The sequence below is a fragment of the Streptomyces sp. NPDC003011 genome, from assembly GCF_053591515.1.
The window spans coordinates 1-15,803 of the sequence record NZ_JBSFTY010000034.1 but is presented as its reverse complement, the minus strand read 5'-3'; the positions used below and the strand labels follow the sequence as shown (position 1 = coordinate 15,803).

At 72.8% G+C, this 15,803-nt stretch carries 12 protein-coding genes and 1 pseudogene; 6 read left to right on the top strand and 7 right to left on the bottom strand.

Translation table 11 applies throughout. The features are described 5' to 3' along the window. Positions 1 to 52: 52 nt before the first annotated feature. From ACWD0J_RS18850 to ACWD0J_RS18830, 5 genes are all read left to right on the top strand, one after another. Positions 53 to 1,390, top strand: a complete 1,338-nt coding sequence (locus tag ACWD0J_RS18850; RefSeq protein ID WP_451496935.1) for a hypothetical protein — start codon at positions 53 to 55, stop codon at positions 1,388 to 1,390. Continuing rightward, entirely contained in the window at positions 1,387 to 3,921 is a 2,535-nt protein-coding gene (locus tag ACWD0J_RS18845) for a tetratricopeptide repeat protein (RefSeq protein ID WP_451496934.1), read from the top strand. The genes ACWD0J_RS18850 and ACWD0J_RS18845 overlap by 4 nt, the downstream gene beginning before the upstream one ends. Continuing rightward, the gene (locus tag ACWD0J_RS18840; RefSeq protein WP_451496933.1) at positions 3,922 to 5,256 is read left to right on the top strand and encodes a PP2C family serine/threonine-protein phosphatase; all 1,335 of its coding nucleotides are present in this window, start codon (positions 3,922 to 3,924) and stop codon (positions 5,254 to 5,256) included. A gap of 112 nt (positions 5,257 to 5,368) precedes the next feature. Continuing rightward, positions 5,369 to 6,751, top strand: coding sequence for a vWA domain-containing protein (locus ACWD0J_RS18835; protein WP_451496932.1), 1,383 nt, complete (start codon positions 5,369 to 5,371; stop codon positions 6,749 to 6,751). Between the two features lie 103 nt (positions 6,752 to 6,854). Continuing rightward, positions 6,855 to 8,309, top strand: a complete 1,455-nt coding sequence (locus ACWD0J_RS18830) for an FHA domain-containing protein (protein WP_451496931.1) — start codon at positions 6,855 to 6,857, stop codon at positions 8,307 to 8,309. Positions 8,310 to 8,317: 8 nt separating this feature from the next. Here ACWD0J_RS18830 and ACWD0J_RS18825 read toward each other — a convergent pair whose 3' ends face one another. After that, on the bottom strand, positions 8,318 to 9,298 hold the full coding sequence (locus ACWD0J_RS18825; protein WP_451496930.1) for a methyltransferase domain-containing protein: 981 nt from the start codon (positions 9,296 to 9,298) through the stop codon (positions 8,318 to 8,320). Between the two features lie 119 nt (positions 9,299 to 9,417). Here ACWD0J_RS18825 and ACWD0J_RS18820 point away from each other — a divergent pair, with 119 nt between their 5' ends. Then, positions 9,418 to 9,831, top strand: coding sequence for a globin (locus ACWD0J_RS18820; RefSeq protein WP_451496929.1), 414 nt, complete (start codon positions 9,418 to 9,420; stop codon positions 9,829 to 9,831). Positions 9,832 to 10,069: 238 nt separating this feature from the next. Here ACWD0J_RS18820 and ACWD0J_RS18815 read toward each other — a convergent pair whose 3' ends face one another. The 6 genes and pseudogenes from ACWD0J_RS18815 to ACWD0J_RS18790 form a co-directional block, all read right to left on the bottom strand. Continuing rightward, positions 10,070 to 10,747 carry a hypothetical protein gene (locus ACWD0J_RS18815; protein WP_451496928.1) on the bottom strand — a complete coding sequence of 226 codons (678 nt, stop codon included), beginning with the start codon at positions 10,745 to 10,747 and terminating at the stop codon, positions 10,070 to 10,072. Then, entirely contained in the window at positions 10,744 to 11,160 is a 417-nt protein-coding gene (locus tag ACWD0J_RS18810; protein ID WP_451496927.1) for an acyl-CoA thioesterase, read from the bottom strand. The genes ACWD0J_RS18815 and ACWD0J_RS18810 overlap by 4 nt, the downstream gene beginning before the upstream one ends. Positions 11,161 to 11,166: 6 nt before the next feature. Further along, positions 11,167 to 12,831: an energy-dependent translational throttle protein EttA gene (gene ettA / locus ACWD0J_RS18805; RefSeq protein ID WP_451496926.1), complete on the bottom strand. Its 1,665-nt coding sequence runs from the start codon at positions 12,829 to 12,831 to the stop codon at positions 11,167 to 11,169. Positions 12,832 to 13,013: 182 nt separating this feature from the next. Continuing rightward, positions 13,014 to 14,417: a Cys-Gln thioester bond-forming surface protein gene (locus tag ACWD0J_RS18800; RefSeq protein WP_451496925.1), complete on the bottom strand. Its 1,404-nt coding sequence runs from the start codon at positions 14,415 to 14,417 to the stop codon at positions 13,014 to 13,016. Positions 14,418 to 14,645: 228 nt separating this feature from the next. Further along, the gene (locus ACWD0J_RS18795; protein ID WP_451496924.1) at positions 14,646 to 15,131 is read right to left on the bottom strand and encodes a single-stranded DNA-binding protein; all 486 of its coding nucleotides are present in this window, start codon (positions 15,129 to 15,131) and stop codon (positions 14,646 to 14,648) included. A gap of 226 nt (positions 15,132 to 15,357) precedes the next feature. Then, positions 15,358 to 15,803, bottom strand: a pseudogene (locus ACWD0J_RS18790) (hypothetical protein); the annotation flags it as partial.

The following is a 15,803-nucleotide window of genomic DNA, read 5'->3' as shown; positions in this document are numbered from 1 at the left end:
GAGGGCACCGCACACACCGACCGACCGAACACAACGCAGCGAGAGGTGATCGATGGGCGTCACGGACCCCGCCGGGCCGGTGATGGACCGGGACGAGGTGGACCGTGCGCTGGCGCGGCTCGGCGCGGAGCACGAGGCGATCGAGACCTCACTCCTCGCCCTCCAGGACCACGCGGGCCGCAGACTCCTCGAAGGCGCCGAACTCACGGGCGTGACCGAGGAGCGCTGGACGGCCGCGGAGGCGTCGATCACCTTGCTGTGGGCGTACTTCGACGCGTACACGGACGCGTTGCGCTCCGCCCGCGAGATCCGCTCCCGGCGCCGCTGGTCCAGCCGCGAGGACCTGGCGGAGCTGACCGAACTGCTGCGCGGCGAGTCCGTCACGGTCGCCGGCTCCGCCACCGCGACGGCCAACGCGCCGACCCTGCACGGCGGTTCGAGCAAGCTCAGCGAACGCTTCTCGCTGAGCACGCTCGTGGACCGGATGAACGAGCTGTACGCGGGCTCGCTGGACATGGTGGTCGCCGCCGACGCGGTGTGGTCGGCGCTGCCCGCCCGGATCGATCTGCTGGCCGCGGAACTCCAGCGCACCCGCCGCCTCGCCCACTCGGCCGGCGTGCGTCCGGGCGAGCACCCGGCCGGTGACGACCTGGAGCGCATCACGCGCACGCTGACGCGGCTGCGCGAGCAGGTGGTGTCCGACCCGCTGGCGTTCTGGGTGCCCACGCCCGGCAGTTCGGCCCCGGGCGGCGGCAAGCCGGACACCACCGTCTACGACCGCCAGGCGCGCGCCCTGGAGGACGTGCGCCGGGAGATCGACGCGGTGCTCACCGTCCGGCAGGACGCCGAGGCCCGGCTGGTGAAGCTGCGGGACGTGCTCTCCCGCGCGGACCGCACGCTCGCCGAGGCCCGCCTCGCGCGCGGGGAGGTCCTGGCGAAGATCGCCTCGACGGAGGTGCCGGTGGTCAGCGGCCCGCCGACCGCGCTGCAGGAGCAGCTGGCGACGGCCGCCGAGTACCGCAGACACGCCCAGTGGCACCGCCTCTCCCCGCTCCTGGACTCCCTGGAGCGGAAGGCGGAGGACGAACTGCTGCGCGCCCGCGAGTCGTTGACCGCGGTCACCGCGCCCCTGGCGGTCCGCGCGGAACTGCGCGGCCGCCTCGACGCGTACAAGGCGAAGGTCTCCCGGCACGGCCTCGCCGAGGACCCGCTGCTGGTGGAGCGGTACGACGCGGCGCGCCGCATGCTGTGGAGCGCGCCCTGTGACCTGCGCGTCGCCGAACAGGCCGTCCTGCGCTACCAGCGGGCGGTCGCCGAACTGCTCGGCGCCCCGCGGGTGCCCGGCGAGCAGGGCGGGCCCGAGGATCGTAGGGGGGAGTCGTCGAGATGAGTCAGGCGGAGCGGAGCCCGGCGCAGCGGACCTGTCAGCGGCCCGGCTGCGGCGGGGCGTACGAGGACGTGGGCGGCGGTCAGCTGTACTGCGACACCTGTGGTCTCGCCCCGGTCGTCTCGGCGTCCGGCATGGTCGGCTCCCCGCCGACCGGGATCACCGGCGGCCGCGGCTCCCGGAGTTCGTCCGGCAGCGTCTCCCGTGCCAGCGCCCGCAGTTCGCGCACGTCGTCGCAGTCGTCGAAGTCGCGGCGCTCGGTGTCGGGGCGGCTGTCGCGGTCCGTGTCGGGCACGTCCACGGGCCGCTCGGTGTCGGTGCGCAGCTCCGGCGCGAGCACGGGCTCGTCCAGCCGAGGGCGGCTCGGCGCGGGCCTGGTCGAGGTGCCGGGCGTGCCGCGGCCCGACCCGCGCGCGATGGTGCTGGACAACCCCGAGGTGCCCGAGCGCAAGCGGTTCTGCTCGCGGTCCGACTGCGGGGCGCCGGTGGGGCGGGCGCGCGGTGACCGGCCCGGGCGCACGGAGGGGTTCTGCACCAAGTGCGGTCACCCGTACTCCTTCGTCCCGAAGCTGAAGGCCGGTGACGTGGTGCACGGCCAGTACGAGGTCGTGGGCTGCCTGGCGCACGGCGGCCTCGGCTGGGTCTACCTCGCGGTGGACCGCGCGGTGTCCGACCGGTGGGTGGTGCTCAAGGGCCTGCTCGACACCGGTGACCAGGACGCGATGGCGGCGGCGATCTCCGAGCGGCGCTTCCTCGCGGAGATCGAGCACGCCAACATCGTGCGGATCTACAACTTCGTCGAGCACCTCGACCAGCGGACGGGTTCGCTGGACGGGTACATCGTCATGGAGTACGTCGGCGGCAAGTCGCTGAAGGAGATCGCGAACGACCGCCGTACGCCGCAGGGCAAGCGCGATCCGCTGCCGGTGGAGCAGGCCTGCGCCTACGGCATCGAGGCCCTGGAGGCGCTCGGCCATCTGCACAGCCGCAACCTGCTGTACTGCGACTTCAAGGTCGACAACGCGATCCAGACCGAGGACCAGCTCAAGCTGATCGACATGGGCGCGGTGCGCAGGATGGACGACGACGAGTCGGCCATCTACGGCACGGTGGGCTACCAGGCTCCGGAGGTCGCGGAGGTCGGGCCCTCGGTGGCGAGCGACCTCTACACGGTCGCCCGCACCCTCGCCGTCCTGGCCTTCGACTTCCAGGGCTACACCAACGTCTTCGCGGACTCCCTGCCCGACCCCGACACCATCGAGGTCTTCCGTCAGTACGAGTCCTTCTACCGGCTGCTGGTCCGCGCCACCGACCCCGATCCGGCCCGCCGGTTCGCCTCCGCGCAGGAGATGTCGGAACAGCTGACCGGCGTGCTGCGGGAGGTCGTCTCCCTCCAGACCGGGCGGGCCCGGCCGGCCCTGTCGCCTCTGTTCGGCCCCGAAGTCCGCGTCACGGACACGGTGTTGTTCCCGAAGCTGGACGGTGAGGTGTCCCGGCTGGGGGCGCGGGCCGTGCGTACCCGGCGGTCCTCCGCGGGTGCCGCCGGCACCGGGGCTCCGGTGAGCGGCCCCGGCGGCACGGTGACCCTCGTCAAGCCCGTCGACTCCCCCGCCGCGGCCCTCGCGCTGCCCGTCCCGCACGTCGACGCGGCCGATCCGAACGCCGGGTTCCTGGCCGGGCTGATGACGACCGCGCCGGCCGAGCTGCTCGGGGCGCTCGCCGCCGCTCCGGCGCCGTCGACCGAGACCCGGCTGCGCCAGGTGCGGGCCTGGCTGGAGAACGGCGACACGCACACCGCGCACGAGGCGCTGCTGCGGCTGGAGGAGGAACGGCCGGACGACTGGCGGGTGGTCTGGTACCGGGGCGTGGCCGCCCTGGTGACCGGCGACCAGGAGGCCGCCGCCCTCGCCTTCGACGCGATCTACGACGCCTTCCCCGGCGAGATGGCGCCCAAGCTGGCCCTCGGCCTGTGCGCGGAGGTGCTCGGCCAGCTGGACAACGCCGCCGAGTACTACCGGCTGGTCTGGGCGACCGACCCGAGCTATGTGAGCGCCGCGTTCGGTCTGGCCCGCGTGCAGCTGGCGGCCGGGGACCGGCGCAGCGCCGTGCACACCCTGGAGTCGGTGCCGGAGTCGTCCATCCACTACACCGCCGCTCGGGTGGCGGCGGTACGGGCCCGGCTCCGGCAACGCACCGCGGTCGCTTCCGACGTACCCTTCCTGGACGATCTGACCGCCGCCGCCGGTCAGGTCGAGGCCCTGGAGGCGTACGGTCTGGATCCGGCGCGGCGTGAGCAGTTGTCGGCGGAAGTCCTCGGCTGCGCGCTGGACTGGATACTCTCCGGGGGCCAGGGTTCCGTCCCTCCCCCTGCCGCCGGGGGACGGCTGCTGCTCGGCAGTGGCCTGGACGAGCGGGGCCTGCGCTTCGGCCTGGAGCGTTCGTACCGCACGCTGGCCCGGCTGGCGTCGGGCGGCGAGGAGAGAATCGACCTGGTGGAACGTGCCAATCGTTACCGCCCCCGGACATGGGTGTAGTTGATGTCGCAGATGCCCCAGCTGTCCGCCTGCCCGAGCTGCGAGGAACCGCTCGAGTCGGGTGACCGTTTCTGCGGTGCGTGCGGATACGACCTGTCCGCCGTGCCCGCACGGCCGGACGACAACCCGACCATCGCCATGAACGGCGGCGCGCCGCCCCCGCCGGGCGGTGTCCCCGTACCGGCCGTACCGGCCGCACCGGCCCCTTCGGCGCCCGCGCCGACGGGCGTGCCGGGCACCGGCCCGGACGGCCACGGCACGCCGCCGATGCCGGACCGGCCGCCCCTGCCGGGCTCGCCGGGCTCCCCGGCCCCCCCGGCCTCCGGCGTGCGCTTCGACCGTCCGCCGGAGCCCGACGAGTACCCGCTCCAGGCGCCGGACCCGCGCGCGGTGCCCGGCCTCCCGACGCCGCCCGAGGGTGTCCAGGTGTGCGTGGCCTGCCGGGCGGGCCGGGTCGACCACGACGGCTACTGCGAGAACTGCGGGCACGCCCAGCCGCGCGAGCGCGACCACATGGAGCAGGAGGCCGGCCCGGCCGCCGCCGTCAGCGACCGCGGGCTGCGCCACCACCGCAACGAGGACGCGTTCGCCCTCGGGTGCGCCACGCTGCCCGACGGCTCCCCCGCGGTCCTGGCGGTCGTCTGCGACGGGGTGTCCTCCGCGACCCGTCCCGACGACGCCTCCCTGGCCGCGTCCCGGGCGGCGAGCGAGACCCTGCTGGCCGCCCTGCCGCTGGGCACGCACCCGCAGCAGGCCATGCACGACGCGATCGTCGCCGCCTCCCGCGCGGTCAACTCCCTGGCCGCCGAGCCCGCCACGGCCCGCGAGCACGCCCCGCACCAGAACGCCCCCGCGTGCACCTTCGTCGGCGCGGTGGTGACGTCCGGCCTGCTGGTCGTCGGCTGGGTCGGCGACAGCCGCGCCTACTGGGTCCCGGTGGACCGCGGCGCTCCCCCGGCCCGGCTCACCGAGGACGACTCGTGGGCCGCGCAGATGGTCGCCGCGGGCCTGATGAACGAGGCGGAGGCGTACGCCGACGAGCGCGCCCACGCGATCACCGGCTGGCTCGGCGCGGACGCCTACGAACTGGAGCCGCACACCGCCTCGTTCAAGCCGGACCGGCCCGGTGTCGTGGTGGTGTGCACGGACGGCCTGTGGAACTACGCGGAGGCGGCCGGGGACATGGCCGAGGTGGTGCCGCTGGACGCCGCCGTGCGTCCCCTGCACAGCGCCCGCGTCCTGGTCGGTCACGCGCTGGACGGCGGCGGCCACGACAACGTAACAGTGGCCGTCCTGCCGTTCCCGGCACCGCCCCAGGGGGCAGGATCGGCCTGAGGCCACATACGGCTCGTACACGCGGGGACGCCTCGACGGACCGGAGGGGACCGGTCCGTCACACTGTCATCGCCCCGCCTCCGCGGGGCGGCCAAGGGGGATGTGAGTAGGCATGGCCAATTTCTCCAAGCCGAACGTGCCGCAGTTCTCGGTGGACGTGTACCAGAACGAGTACCTGCCCGAGGGCGGCCGTGAGGTCAACGCCATCGTCACGGTGACCGCCACCGGCGGCGGCACCATCGGCACCGCCGTCGCGGCACCTCATCTCTACGCGCCGGGACAGGGCCCGTCCGCGGCCGTGGCGATCATGGTCGACTGTTCGGGCTCGATGGACTACCCGCCGACCAAGATGCGCAACGCCCGGGACGCCACGGCCGCCGCGATCGACACCCTGCGCGACGGCGTGCACTTCGCGGTGATCGGCGGCACGCACGTGGCCAAGGAGGTCTACCCGGGCAACGGGCGCCTCGCCGTGGCCGACGCCACCACCCGCGACCAGGCCAAACAGGCCCTGCGCAAGCTCAGCGCCGGCGGCGGCACCGCCGTCGGCACCTGGCTGCGGCTCGCCGACCGGCTGCTGTCCTGCGCGGACGTCGCCATCCGCCACGGCATCCTGCTCACCGACGGCCGCAACGAGCACGAGTCGCCGCAGGACCTGAAGGCGGCGCTGGACGCCTGCGCCGGCCGTTTCACCTGTGACGCCCGCGGGGTCGGCACCGACTGGGAAGTGAAAGAAGTCACAGGGGTCGCCTCCGCGCTGCTCGGCACCGCCGACATCGTCGCCGACCCGGCCGCCCTCGCCGCCGACTTCACGCGGATGATGGAGACGGCCATGGGCAAGGAGGTCGCGGACGTCGCCCTGCGCCTGTGGACCCCGGTCGGCACCACCGTGAAGTTCGTCAAGCAGGTCGCGCCGACGGTCGAGGAACTCACCGACCGCCGTACGGAGGCCGGTCCGCGCGCCGGGGACTACCCCACCGGGTCCTGGGGAGACGAGTCCCGTGACTACCACGTCTGCGTCGAGGTCCCGGTCGCCCACCTCGGCCAGGAGATGCTCGCCGCGCGGATCTCGCTGGTGGTCCCGCAGCCTGGGGACGCCTCCCGCCCGGGTGGAGCCGAGAGTGGCGGCGGCACCGCCCGGAACCTCGGCGCCCAGGGCCTCGTACGGGCCGTGTGGACCGACGACATGGTCGCCTCGACGTCGATCAACCCCCAGGTCGCCCACTACACCGGCCAGGCAGAACTGGCACAAGTCATCCAAGAAGGGCTCGATCTGCGCAAATCGGGAGACTCCGACGGAGCAACGGCCAAACTGGGCCGGGCCGTTCAGCTCGCCGGCGCCTCCGGAAACGCGGATACTGCGAAACTGCTTGCGAAGGTGGTGGACGTGGTCGATGCCGCGACAGGTACTGTGCGACTGAAGACGAAGGTCGAGGCGGCCGACGAGATGACTCTCGAAACCCGGTCGACCAAGACCGTCCGCGTGAAGAAGTGACGGAGCAGGACCCGAGAAGTCCTGGAAGAGCAGCGAGCCTGACCCCTTGGGGTTGGAGACATCCGGTCGTCACGGCCGGACAAGGAGAGGGGGAAGCGCCGACATGCCGACCTGCCCGAACGGACACCAGTCGGGTTCCGACGACTGGTGCGAGGTCTGCGGTCACCGCATGGCCGGTGCCGTGCCCCCGCCCCCTCCGCCGCCCCCGGGCGGAGGCTACGGCTTCCCGCCGCCCCAGGGCACCCAGCCCGGCCAGCCCGGCGGACGTCCGCCGCACCCCGAACCGGAACTCTGCCCGCAGTGCCGCACGCCCCGTGAGGGCGGAGCGCCGTTCTGCGAGGAGTGCCGGTGGAACTTCCTGACCAACACGGCGACCTCGTACACCCCGGCCGCCCCGCGCCAGCCGGGTCCCGGCCCCGGTCCCGGCCCCGGTCAGAGCCCGGCCGCCCGCTTCCAGCAGCAGCCTCCGGGTCCGTCGTACGGCGGCGGTGACGGGTACGACTACCAGGGCTCCCGTCCGTCGCAGGTGAACCGGCCCGCCGAGCCCATCCCGCCGAACCCGCCGTACGGGCACCAGCAGGGTCCGGGTGGTCCCGGCGGCCAGCAGGGTCCGGGTGGTCCCGGTGGCCAGGGAGGCTTCGGCGCCCCCTCCGGTCCCGGCCCCGGCGGCCAAGGGGGCCCCGGTGACCAAGGCCGCTTCGGTGGTCCCGCCGGTCAGGGCGGCCCCGGCCCCGGTGGTCAGGGCGGCTTCGGCGGTCCCGGTGGCCCGGGCGGTCCGGGTGCGCCCGGCCCGTTCGGTGCCGACCCGTCGCGGCCCGTCCCGCCGCCGCCCGGGCCACCCCCGTACGGCGGTCCCGGCGGCCCTGGCGGCCCCGGTGGCGGACCGCAGGCGCCCCAGGCACCCCAGGCGTTCCAGCAGCCCGGCCCGTCGGGTCCCTCGGGCCCGCCCGGGTATCCGCAGGAGACCAACCGGCAGCAGCAGGGCGGTCCGCCCTTCGGCGGCAACGACGACTGGGTGATCTCCCCGCCGTCGGGTGGTCCCGGCGGCCCCGGTGGTCCTGGCGGTCCCGGTCAGGGTCCCGGCGGTGGCTACGGCTACCCGCAGCCCGGCTCGACGCAGGCCCCGCCCGGCCCCGGCTACCCGCAGCAGCCGACGACGTGGACGGCGACCATCGGCCCGGACCGCGACTACTTCATGGCGATGATGCAGCGCTCCGGCCCCGAGGCCGCGGGTCTCAACCTGCCCGCGTACTCGCCCGAGCAGCAGCGCGCCCTGTCCGGCAACCAGGTCACCATCGGCCGCCGCCGCCACTCCACCGGCGACACCCCCGACATCGACCTGTCGGTGCCGCCGGAGGACCCGGGCGTCTCGCACCAGCACGCGGTACTGGTGCAGCAGCCGGACGGCTCCTGGGCGGTCGTCGACCAGAACTCGACGAACGGGACGACGGTGAACGGCTCGGACGAGCCGATCCAGCCGTTCGTGCCGGTGCCGCTGCAGGACGGGGACCGGGTGCACGTGGGCGCCTGGACGACGATCACGATCCGCCGGGGCTGACCCTCGGTTCACGCGAGGGGCCAGGCGTACGGCCCCTCCGGGTCGTCCAGCCACGCCCACTCGTGCTCGCCGCTGACCGTGATGCCGTACCGCTCGCGCTGGGGCCGCCCCTCGCGCTCCCACAGCGCGTACACCTCCTGCGGGTCGAGGCTGGCGCGGGTCAGGGCGAGCAGGAACCGGAACAGTTCGTGCTCCCTGGCCCGGCGCGGTATCCCGCCCAGCGGGGGCGGCTGCGGCTCGGGCTCACCGCCGCGCAACGGCACGAAGAAGGCGGGCGTGTGCAGGAAGCGCCCCTCGGCGTACCCGCAATCTCGCACCGTGAGGGCGATCAGGCCGGTGGCGAGCGGGGTCAGGATGCGGGCGCCGGGACGGCACTGGGCGAGCCAGGCGCGCGGGATCGACGGGAGTGCGCAGGTCGCGATGATCCGGTCGTAGGGGGCGCGTTCGGGCACCCCGCGCGCTCCGTCGCCGGTGACGACGACCGGCTGGTGGCCCGCGGCGGCCAGGTGCCGCCGGGCCGCCTCGGTGATCTCCGGTTCCAGGTCCACGGTGGTGACGAGGTCGTCGTCGCCCAGCCGGTGCGCGAGCAGTGCCGCGTTGTAGCCCGTGCCGGCACCGATCTCCAGCACCCGGTCGCCGTCCGCCACCCGCAGCTCGGCCAGCATCATCGCCATCAGTGAGGGCTGGCTGCTGGAGGAGACGAGCTCGCCGTCGCGCAGCCGGGTGGCCAGCGGGGTGTCGGCGTACACCCCGCGCATCCAGCGCTCCCGGCCGTCCGGGTCGGAACCCCCGCCCCACCGGCGCTCGTAGCCGCCGCCGGCACCGACGTAGTAGTACGGCACGAAGAGGTGCCGCGGTACCGCCTCGAACGCCTCCCGCCACACCGGGTCCGCGGCCCAGGCCCCGCTCGCGTCGATCTCCCGCACCAGCGCCGCCCGCGCCGAGACGGCGAGCTCCGCCAGGTCCTTGTCGAGTGCGTGGGTGCCCATACGTCCACTGTCCTGCGGGAGCCGCCGGGAAGCGAGCCGTCTCGCCGGTGCGTGTCCTGTCCGGTCCTGTCCGGTGGCTGGACCCGGGCCTTGAGTCCTCGGCCGCCGGGTCTGAGAGCATGGAGGGCGTGAAAGAGATCCGGCGCGGCACACTGCAGACGCAGACCTTCTACGAGCAGGTCGGCGGGGAGGAGACCTTCCGCCGCCTCGTCCAGCGTTTCTACGAGGGAGTCGCGGAGGACCCGGTCCTGCGGCCCATGTACCCCGAGGAGGACCTGGGCCCGGCCGAGGAACGCCTCACGCTCTTCCTGATCCAGTACTGGGGCGGCCCGACGACGTACAGCGACAACCGCGGCCACCCGCGTCTGCGCATGCGGCACGCTCCCTTCACCGTGAACCGCGAGGCGCACGACGCCTGGCTGCGGCACATGCGGGACGCGGTCGACTCGCTCGGCCTGTCCGAGGAGCACGAGGAGACGCTGTGGAAGTACCTGACGTACGCGGCGGCCTCGATGGTGAACACCCCTGACTAGCCGCGGGTGCGGCGGCCGGACGGTCCCGTACGGCCTGCCGCGCCCGCTGCGGCCACGCGTCGCACGGGGTGAGCGCGCCGAGCCGACCGAGCGGGCCCCGGCGGACTGGGGCTGAGGGTTGGGGCTGAGGCTGAGGGCCGAGCGGACCGCCGATCGGCCCCAGCAGGCCGTCGGCCACCGGCCACTGCGAGCCTGGAACCCAAGACGTGGAACGTGGGACGTGGGCCGTGGAACCGGATCAGCGAACGCTGACGTCCAGCGCCCCGAGTCCCGCCCTGCGTACGGCGATCGAGCCGTACGGCGTGCGCAGCCGCAGCCACGCGCCCGACGAGAACAGCGCCAGGTCCCTCGCGTCGTTCGTGGCCCGCAGGAACCCCAGTGACTGCGCCGCGTGCACGGCCCGTACCGGCAGCCCGGTTTCCCCGACCGTCCGGGACCAGATCTCCCGCCCGATCCGGTCGAGTTCGGCCCGCGTACGCTCTTCGTGCGCCAACTCCTGCGTACGGGAACGGAATTCGGCGACCCCCGCGGCGACCTGCGCCCGCAGCGCGTCCGGCTCGGGCAGTCCGGGCTCCGGCCGCCAGCCACCGCGCGGCGGCAGCACCCCGGCCCACGGCGGACCGGTGACCGCGGCCGGCACCAGGGCCGTGCCCGCCGGCTCGTCGACGGCCTCCAGGAGCTCCCCCGCGGACACGGTCACGTCCAGAGTGACGTCGAGCCCGTTCTCGTACGGCTTGCCGAGCCGTACCGCACGGATCGCCAGCACCTCGAAGGACGGCGGCCGGCCGAACACGGCGAGCGCGGTCCCGGCCGCCTGGAGGCGCACCGCCGCTCCACGGTCGTAGTGGAGCAGCCGGGAGAGGAAGGCCGCGAGATCCGCCGCCTCCCGCTCGTCGGCCAGGTGGAGCACCGTCATGCGGCGACGGCCTCGCCCTCGGCCTCGTCGTCCCGGTACTCCTCCAGGAACTCGCGTTCCTCGGTGGTGAGCCGCCGGGGCCGCTGCGCCTCGAAGTCGAACGGCACTATCACCGTCGAGGCCTGGACGTAGACCTGGTCCGGGTCCTTGACCTCGTACGACAGCGTGAAGGAGGCCGCCCTGATCTGGGTGACCCACAGCTCGATGTCCACGGGCGCGTGCCGGTGGACGAGCTGCCGCTTGTAGTCGATCTCGTGGCGCGCCACCACCGACCCCTGCTGGAAGTCCTTGTCCGGGCGGAACAGGAAGTCGATACGGGCTTCCTCCAGGTACCGGAGGAAGACCACATTGTTGACGTGGCCGTACGCGTCCATGTCCGCCCAGCGCAGCGGGCAGCGGTAGATGTGCCGCAAGATCGATCAGCCCCGGGTCAGCTTCTTGTAGGTGGCGCGGTGCGGACGCGCGGCGTCCGCACCGAGCCGCTCGATCTTGTTCTTCTCGTACGACTCGAAGTTGCCCTCGAACCAGAACCACTTGGACTCGCCCTCGTAGGCGAGGATGTGCGTGGCGACCCGGTCCAGGAACCACCGGTCGTGGGAGACGACCACGGCGCAGCCCGGGAACTCGAGCAGAGCGTTCTCGAGCGACGAGAGCGTCTCCACGTCCAGGTCGTTGGTGGGCTCGTCGAGGAGCAGCAGGTTGCCGCCCTGCTTGAGGGTGAGCGCGAGGTTGAGGCGGTTGCGCTCACCGCCGGAGAGCACACCGGCCGGCTTCTGCTGGTCCGGACCCTTGAACCCGAAGGCGGAGACGTAGGCCCGCGAGGGCATCTCCACCTGACCCACGTTGATGTAGTCCAGCTCGTCGGAGACGACGGCCCACAGGGTCTTCTTCGGGTCGATGTTCTCGCGGCTCTGGTCGACGTAGGAGATCTTGACGGTGTCGCCGACCTTGATCGAACCGGAGTCGGGCTCCTCGAACCCCTGGATCATCTTGAACAGGGTCGTCTTGCCGGCGCCGTTCGGCCCGATGACACCGACGATGCCGTTACGCGGCAGCGTGAAGGAGAGGTCGTCGATGAGCACCTTCTCCCCGAAGCCCTTGGTGAGGTTGTTGACCTCGACGACGATGCTGCCCAGCCGCGGCCCCGGCGGGATCTGGATCTCCTCGAAGTCCAGCTTCCGCATCTTGTCGGCCTCGGCCGCCATCTCCTCGTACCGGGCGAGGCGCGCCTTGGACTTGGCCTGCCGCCCCTTGGCGTTCGACCGCACCCACTCCAGCTCTTCCTTGAGCCGCTTCTGCCGCTTGGCGTCCTTCTGACCCTCGACCTTGAGGCGGGCGGACTTGGTCTCCAGGTACTTGGAGTAGTTGCCCTCATAGGGGAAGAGACGGCCCCGGTCGACCTCGCAGATCCACTGCGCGACGTTGTCGAGGAAGTACCGGTCGTGGGTCACGGCGACGACGGTGCCGGGGTACTTGGCCAGGTGCTGCTCCAGCCAGTTCACCGACTCGGCGTCGAGGTGGTTGGTGGGCTCGTCGAGCAGCAGCAGGTCGGGCTGTTCGAGCAGGAGCTTGCACAGGGCGACGCGGCGCTTCTCACCGCCGGAGAGGTTGGTCACCGGCCAGTCGCCGGGCGGGCAGCCCAGCGCGTCCATGGCCTGCTCCAGCTGGGCGTCCAGGTCCCACGCGTTGGCGTGGTCGAGCTCCTCCTGAAGCTTGCCCATCTCGTCGAGGAGCGCGTCGGAGTAGTCGGTGGCCATCAGCTCGGCGATCTCGTTGAACCGGTCGAGCTTGCCCTTGACCTCGGCGACTCCCTCCTGGACGTTCTCCAGAACGGTCTTCTCCTCGGTCAGCGGAGGCTCCTGGAGGAGGATGCCGACGCTGTAACCGGGGGTGAGGAAGGCGTCACCGTTCGAGGGCTGCTCGATACCAGCCATGATCTTCAGGATCGTCGACTTGCCGGCGCCGTTCGGGCCGACGACGCCGATCTTCGCCCCCGGCAGGAAGCTCGTCGTCACGTCGTCGAGGATCACCTTGTCGCCGTGCGCTTTACGCGCCTTGCGCATGGTGTAAATGAACTCAGCCAAGAGAAACCGTCCGGCAGCTTGAAATCTGGCAGTGGGCAGATACACCCCATCTTGCCTGAACGCCACCCCTGGGTGGTAACCCGTATCCTCGGGGGGCCGCGAGCTGGGGGTTCGGGGCGGGGCTGGGGCAGCCCCGCCTGTTCACTGTCGGCCCTGCGCCGACCCCTCTCCTTCCCTGCCGCTCAGCCGCGCGTCTCCTTCTTGCCCAGGACGATCAGCGCCGCGCCGCCGAGGACCACCAGGGCGATGGCGATGCCCGCGATCATCGGGGTGGTGTAGGAGCTGCCGGTGTCGGCGAGGTTGACGTCCGCGGTGGTGCTGCCGACGGCGGCGGGGCTCGGTCCGCTGAGGGTCTGGGTCGCGTCGCCGGCCGCGCTGCTCTGCGTCCGGCAGTCGAGGACGCCGGTGAACCGCTTCTGGAAGCCGCCCGCCTCGATCGTGAAGTCGTACGCCTGGTCCTCCTGGAGCGGGGCCGTCACCGTGCGGGACTCACCCGCCGCGATGCTCTGCTCGACGCCCAGCAGCTCGAAGGTGAACGCCTCGTCGCCCTCGTTGGCCGCGGTGATGTCCAGGCCGCCCCCGGCGCAGTTCTTCACCGCGGACAGTGCGGGTATCGCGCCCTGCTTCGCCCAGCTCGCGCCGGCCGTCGCCGAGACCGTCGACTCGCTGGAGCCGGCCAGGATCTGCGTCTGGCTGCGGCTCTCGGAGGCGAACGCGCGGCCGACCGGCACGGTGGTGGAGGCCTGCACGGTCACGTCGGCCGAGCCGGCCGGGGCGTCCTCGGGCACCTCGAAGAACAGCTGGCTGCCGTCGACCGCGGACGTCACGTCCTTGCCGTCCTTGCCGATGACCCGTACCCCGCTCGTGGCGGCGTCCGCAAGCGGCGTCACCGTCACCGCGGCCGCGTTGGTGCGCACCGTCACCGGGCCCAGCAGGGTGCCGGGGCGGCCGGAGACGGCCGGCGGGTCGAGCGTCAGCGACGCCGCGGGCTCCGCCACCTCGCGGGCGCTCTTGTGCAGATAGTCGGCGAGCTTCTCGGCCTGCGGGTCGACGGCGTCCACGTCCGCGCCGTCCGAGTAGCGCCAGATGGCCACCTGGGTGCCGGCCGCCGCGTCCTGCTCGGTGAGTCCGCCGCCCACATCCGCCGCGGCGGCGAGCGCCGCGAGGTCGTTGACCTGCGGGTAGGAGTGCTGCAGGATCCAGCGGATCTTGCCCGCGTCCTTGTTGGCGGCCAGCGAGGTGCCGCTCCAGGGTGTCTCGTGGTACTTGGCGTCCCGCTGGGTGGGGTTGTGCAGGTCGACGCAGTAGGTCTGCAGGGTGCCGCCGCCCTCGACGGACATCTCGAACAGGCCCGCCGACACCGTCAGGTCACCGGTCTCGTCGTGTATCACCGCGTCGCCGTACGTCTTCAGGCCGCCTATGGTGGCGGTCGCCCCGGCCTGGCTCTGCGGCGTCCCGTCGGCCGACGCCGTGCCGGTGCCGGCCAGTACGCCGACGGCGACGAGACCGGACACCAACGTCGTGGCGACGAGACGGGCCGCCGTCCCACGCCTGCGCGCCGACCGCGCGGCGAACGAAGAAAACACAGAATTCCCCTTCGAGCAGGACCCGTTGACGTGGGGGGTTACGGTCCCACCAGCAGAATCAGGAGCCTCGCGAGCTACGTTCGGCATCCTAGGGACCTCGCGCACCACGCTTCCCGGTGATGCAGTCGGACCACTGATCCGACTCGGAATCGTTATCGCCGCCACCACCTGCTGTGGTCGAAGGTGCTCGGTGTGTGACGTCTCGTCATCACGGCGGCGACGATGACGTCACGTCACCAAGGCGGGTTCCGGACGCTGTTCGGCGGTCGGCTCGGCGGTCGGCTCGGCGGCAGGCGCGGGCGTCTCCCAGCTCGGCCCCGATTGCTGCGGTGCGCCGGCCGTCGCCATCTCCCCCTGTTTGGTGCGCCGGAAGGCGGAGGTGCCGCGTGCCAGATCATGGCCGATCGCCACCGCGTCGATGTCCGCGGAGGTCCGGCTCTGCTGCCCCTCGCGCCCTTCCGTACGTACCTTCAGCCTGCCCTGCACGATCACGGGGTCGCCCACGTTGAGCGACGCCGCCGCGTTGGTGGCGAGCTGCCGATTCGCCCACACCGTGAAGAAGTTGGTGTGGCCGTCCGTCCAGGTGCTCTTCTCCCGGTCCCAGTAGCGCGTGGTCACCGCCAGCCGGAACCGCGCCGACGCACCGGACGCCGGCTCCCGGTACACCGGCTGCGTCGCCACGTTGCCCACCGCGCAGACCATGGTCTCGTTCATCACGAACCCCTCCCTCACCCGGCCGTACCCGCCGGCCGGACACGCGTACGGGCCCGTCCCGTACGGCTGCTTCCGTCTTCCGTCACGACCGCGTCCGCCGCGATCGTGCGAGATCCAGACTGCCTCCGCCGGGCCGGGCCCGCTGAGCGCTGTGGACCACCGCCCACCTGTGGAAAACTCCGTCACCCGGACGAGGGACCCCGCCCCGGATCACCCGGTCACGGGCTCACCTCGCGCCCGCACCCACGACCCGCCCGTACTGCTCCCGCACCTCCCGGTACCGCAGCAGTTCCGCCGCCACCGGATCGAGCACCCGGGCCCGCCCGCATCCGGCGGCCGCCTCCCGCAGCCGCCGCTCGGCCTCCATGCCGTACCGCCTGGCGGGCCCCCGCGCCGCCAGCCGGCAGCTCCACTCGACCAGCGGTCCGCCGATGATCCCGGCCACCATCAGCAGCACCGGCACCCCGAGGTTCGGCGCCATGAACCCGATGATCTGCCCCAGCAGCCACAGCCCGCCGACGACCTGGACGATCGTCATGGACGCCTGCGCCAGCACGGCCGCCGGCCACCAGCCGGGCCGCGGCGGCCGCAGTTGCGCGTCGCCGAGGAGAAGGGCCGGATCATCGGGTACGCGGCCGCGTGGCCCAACATGGAGACTCACGTCGTGGGCCC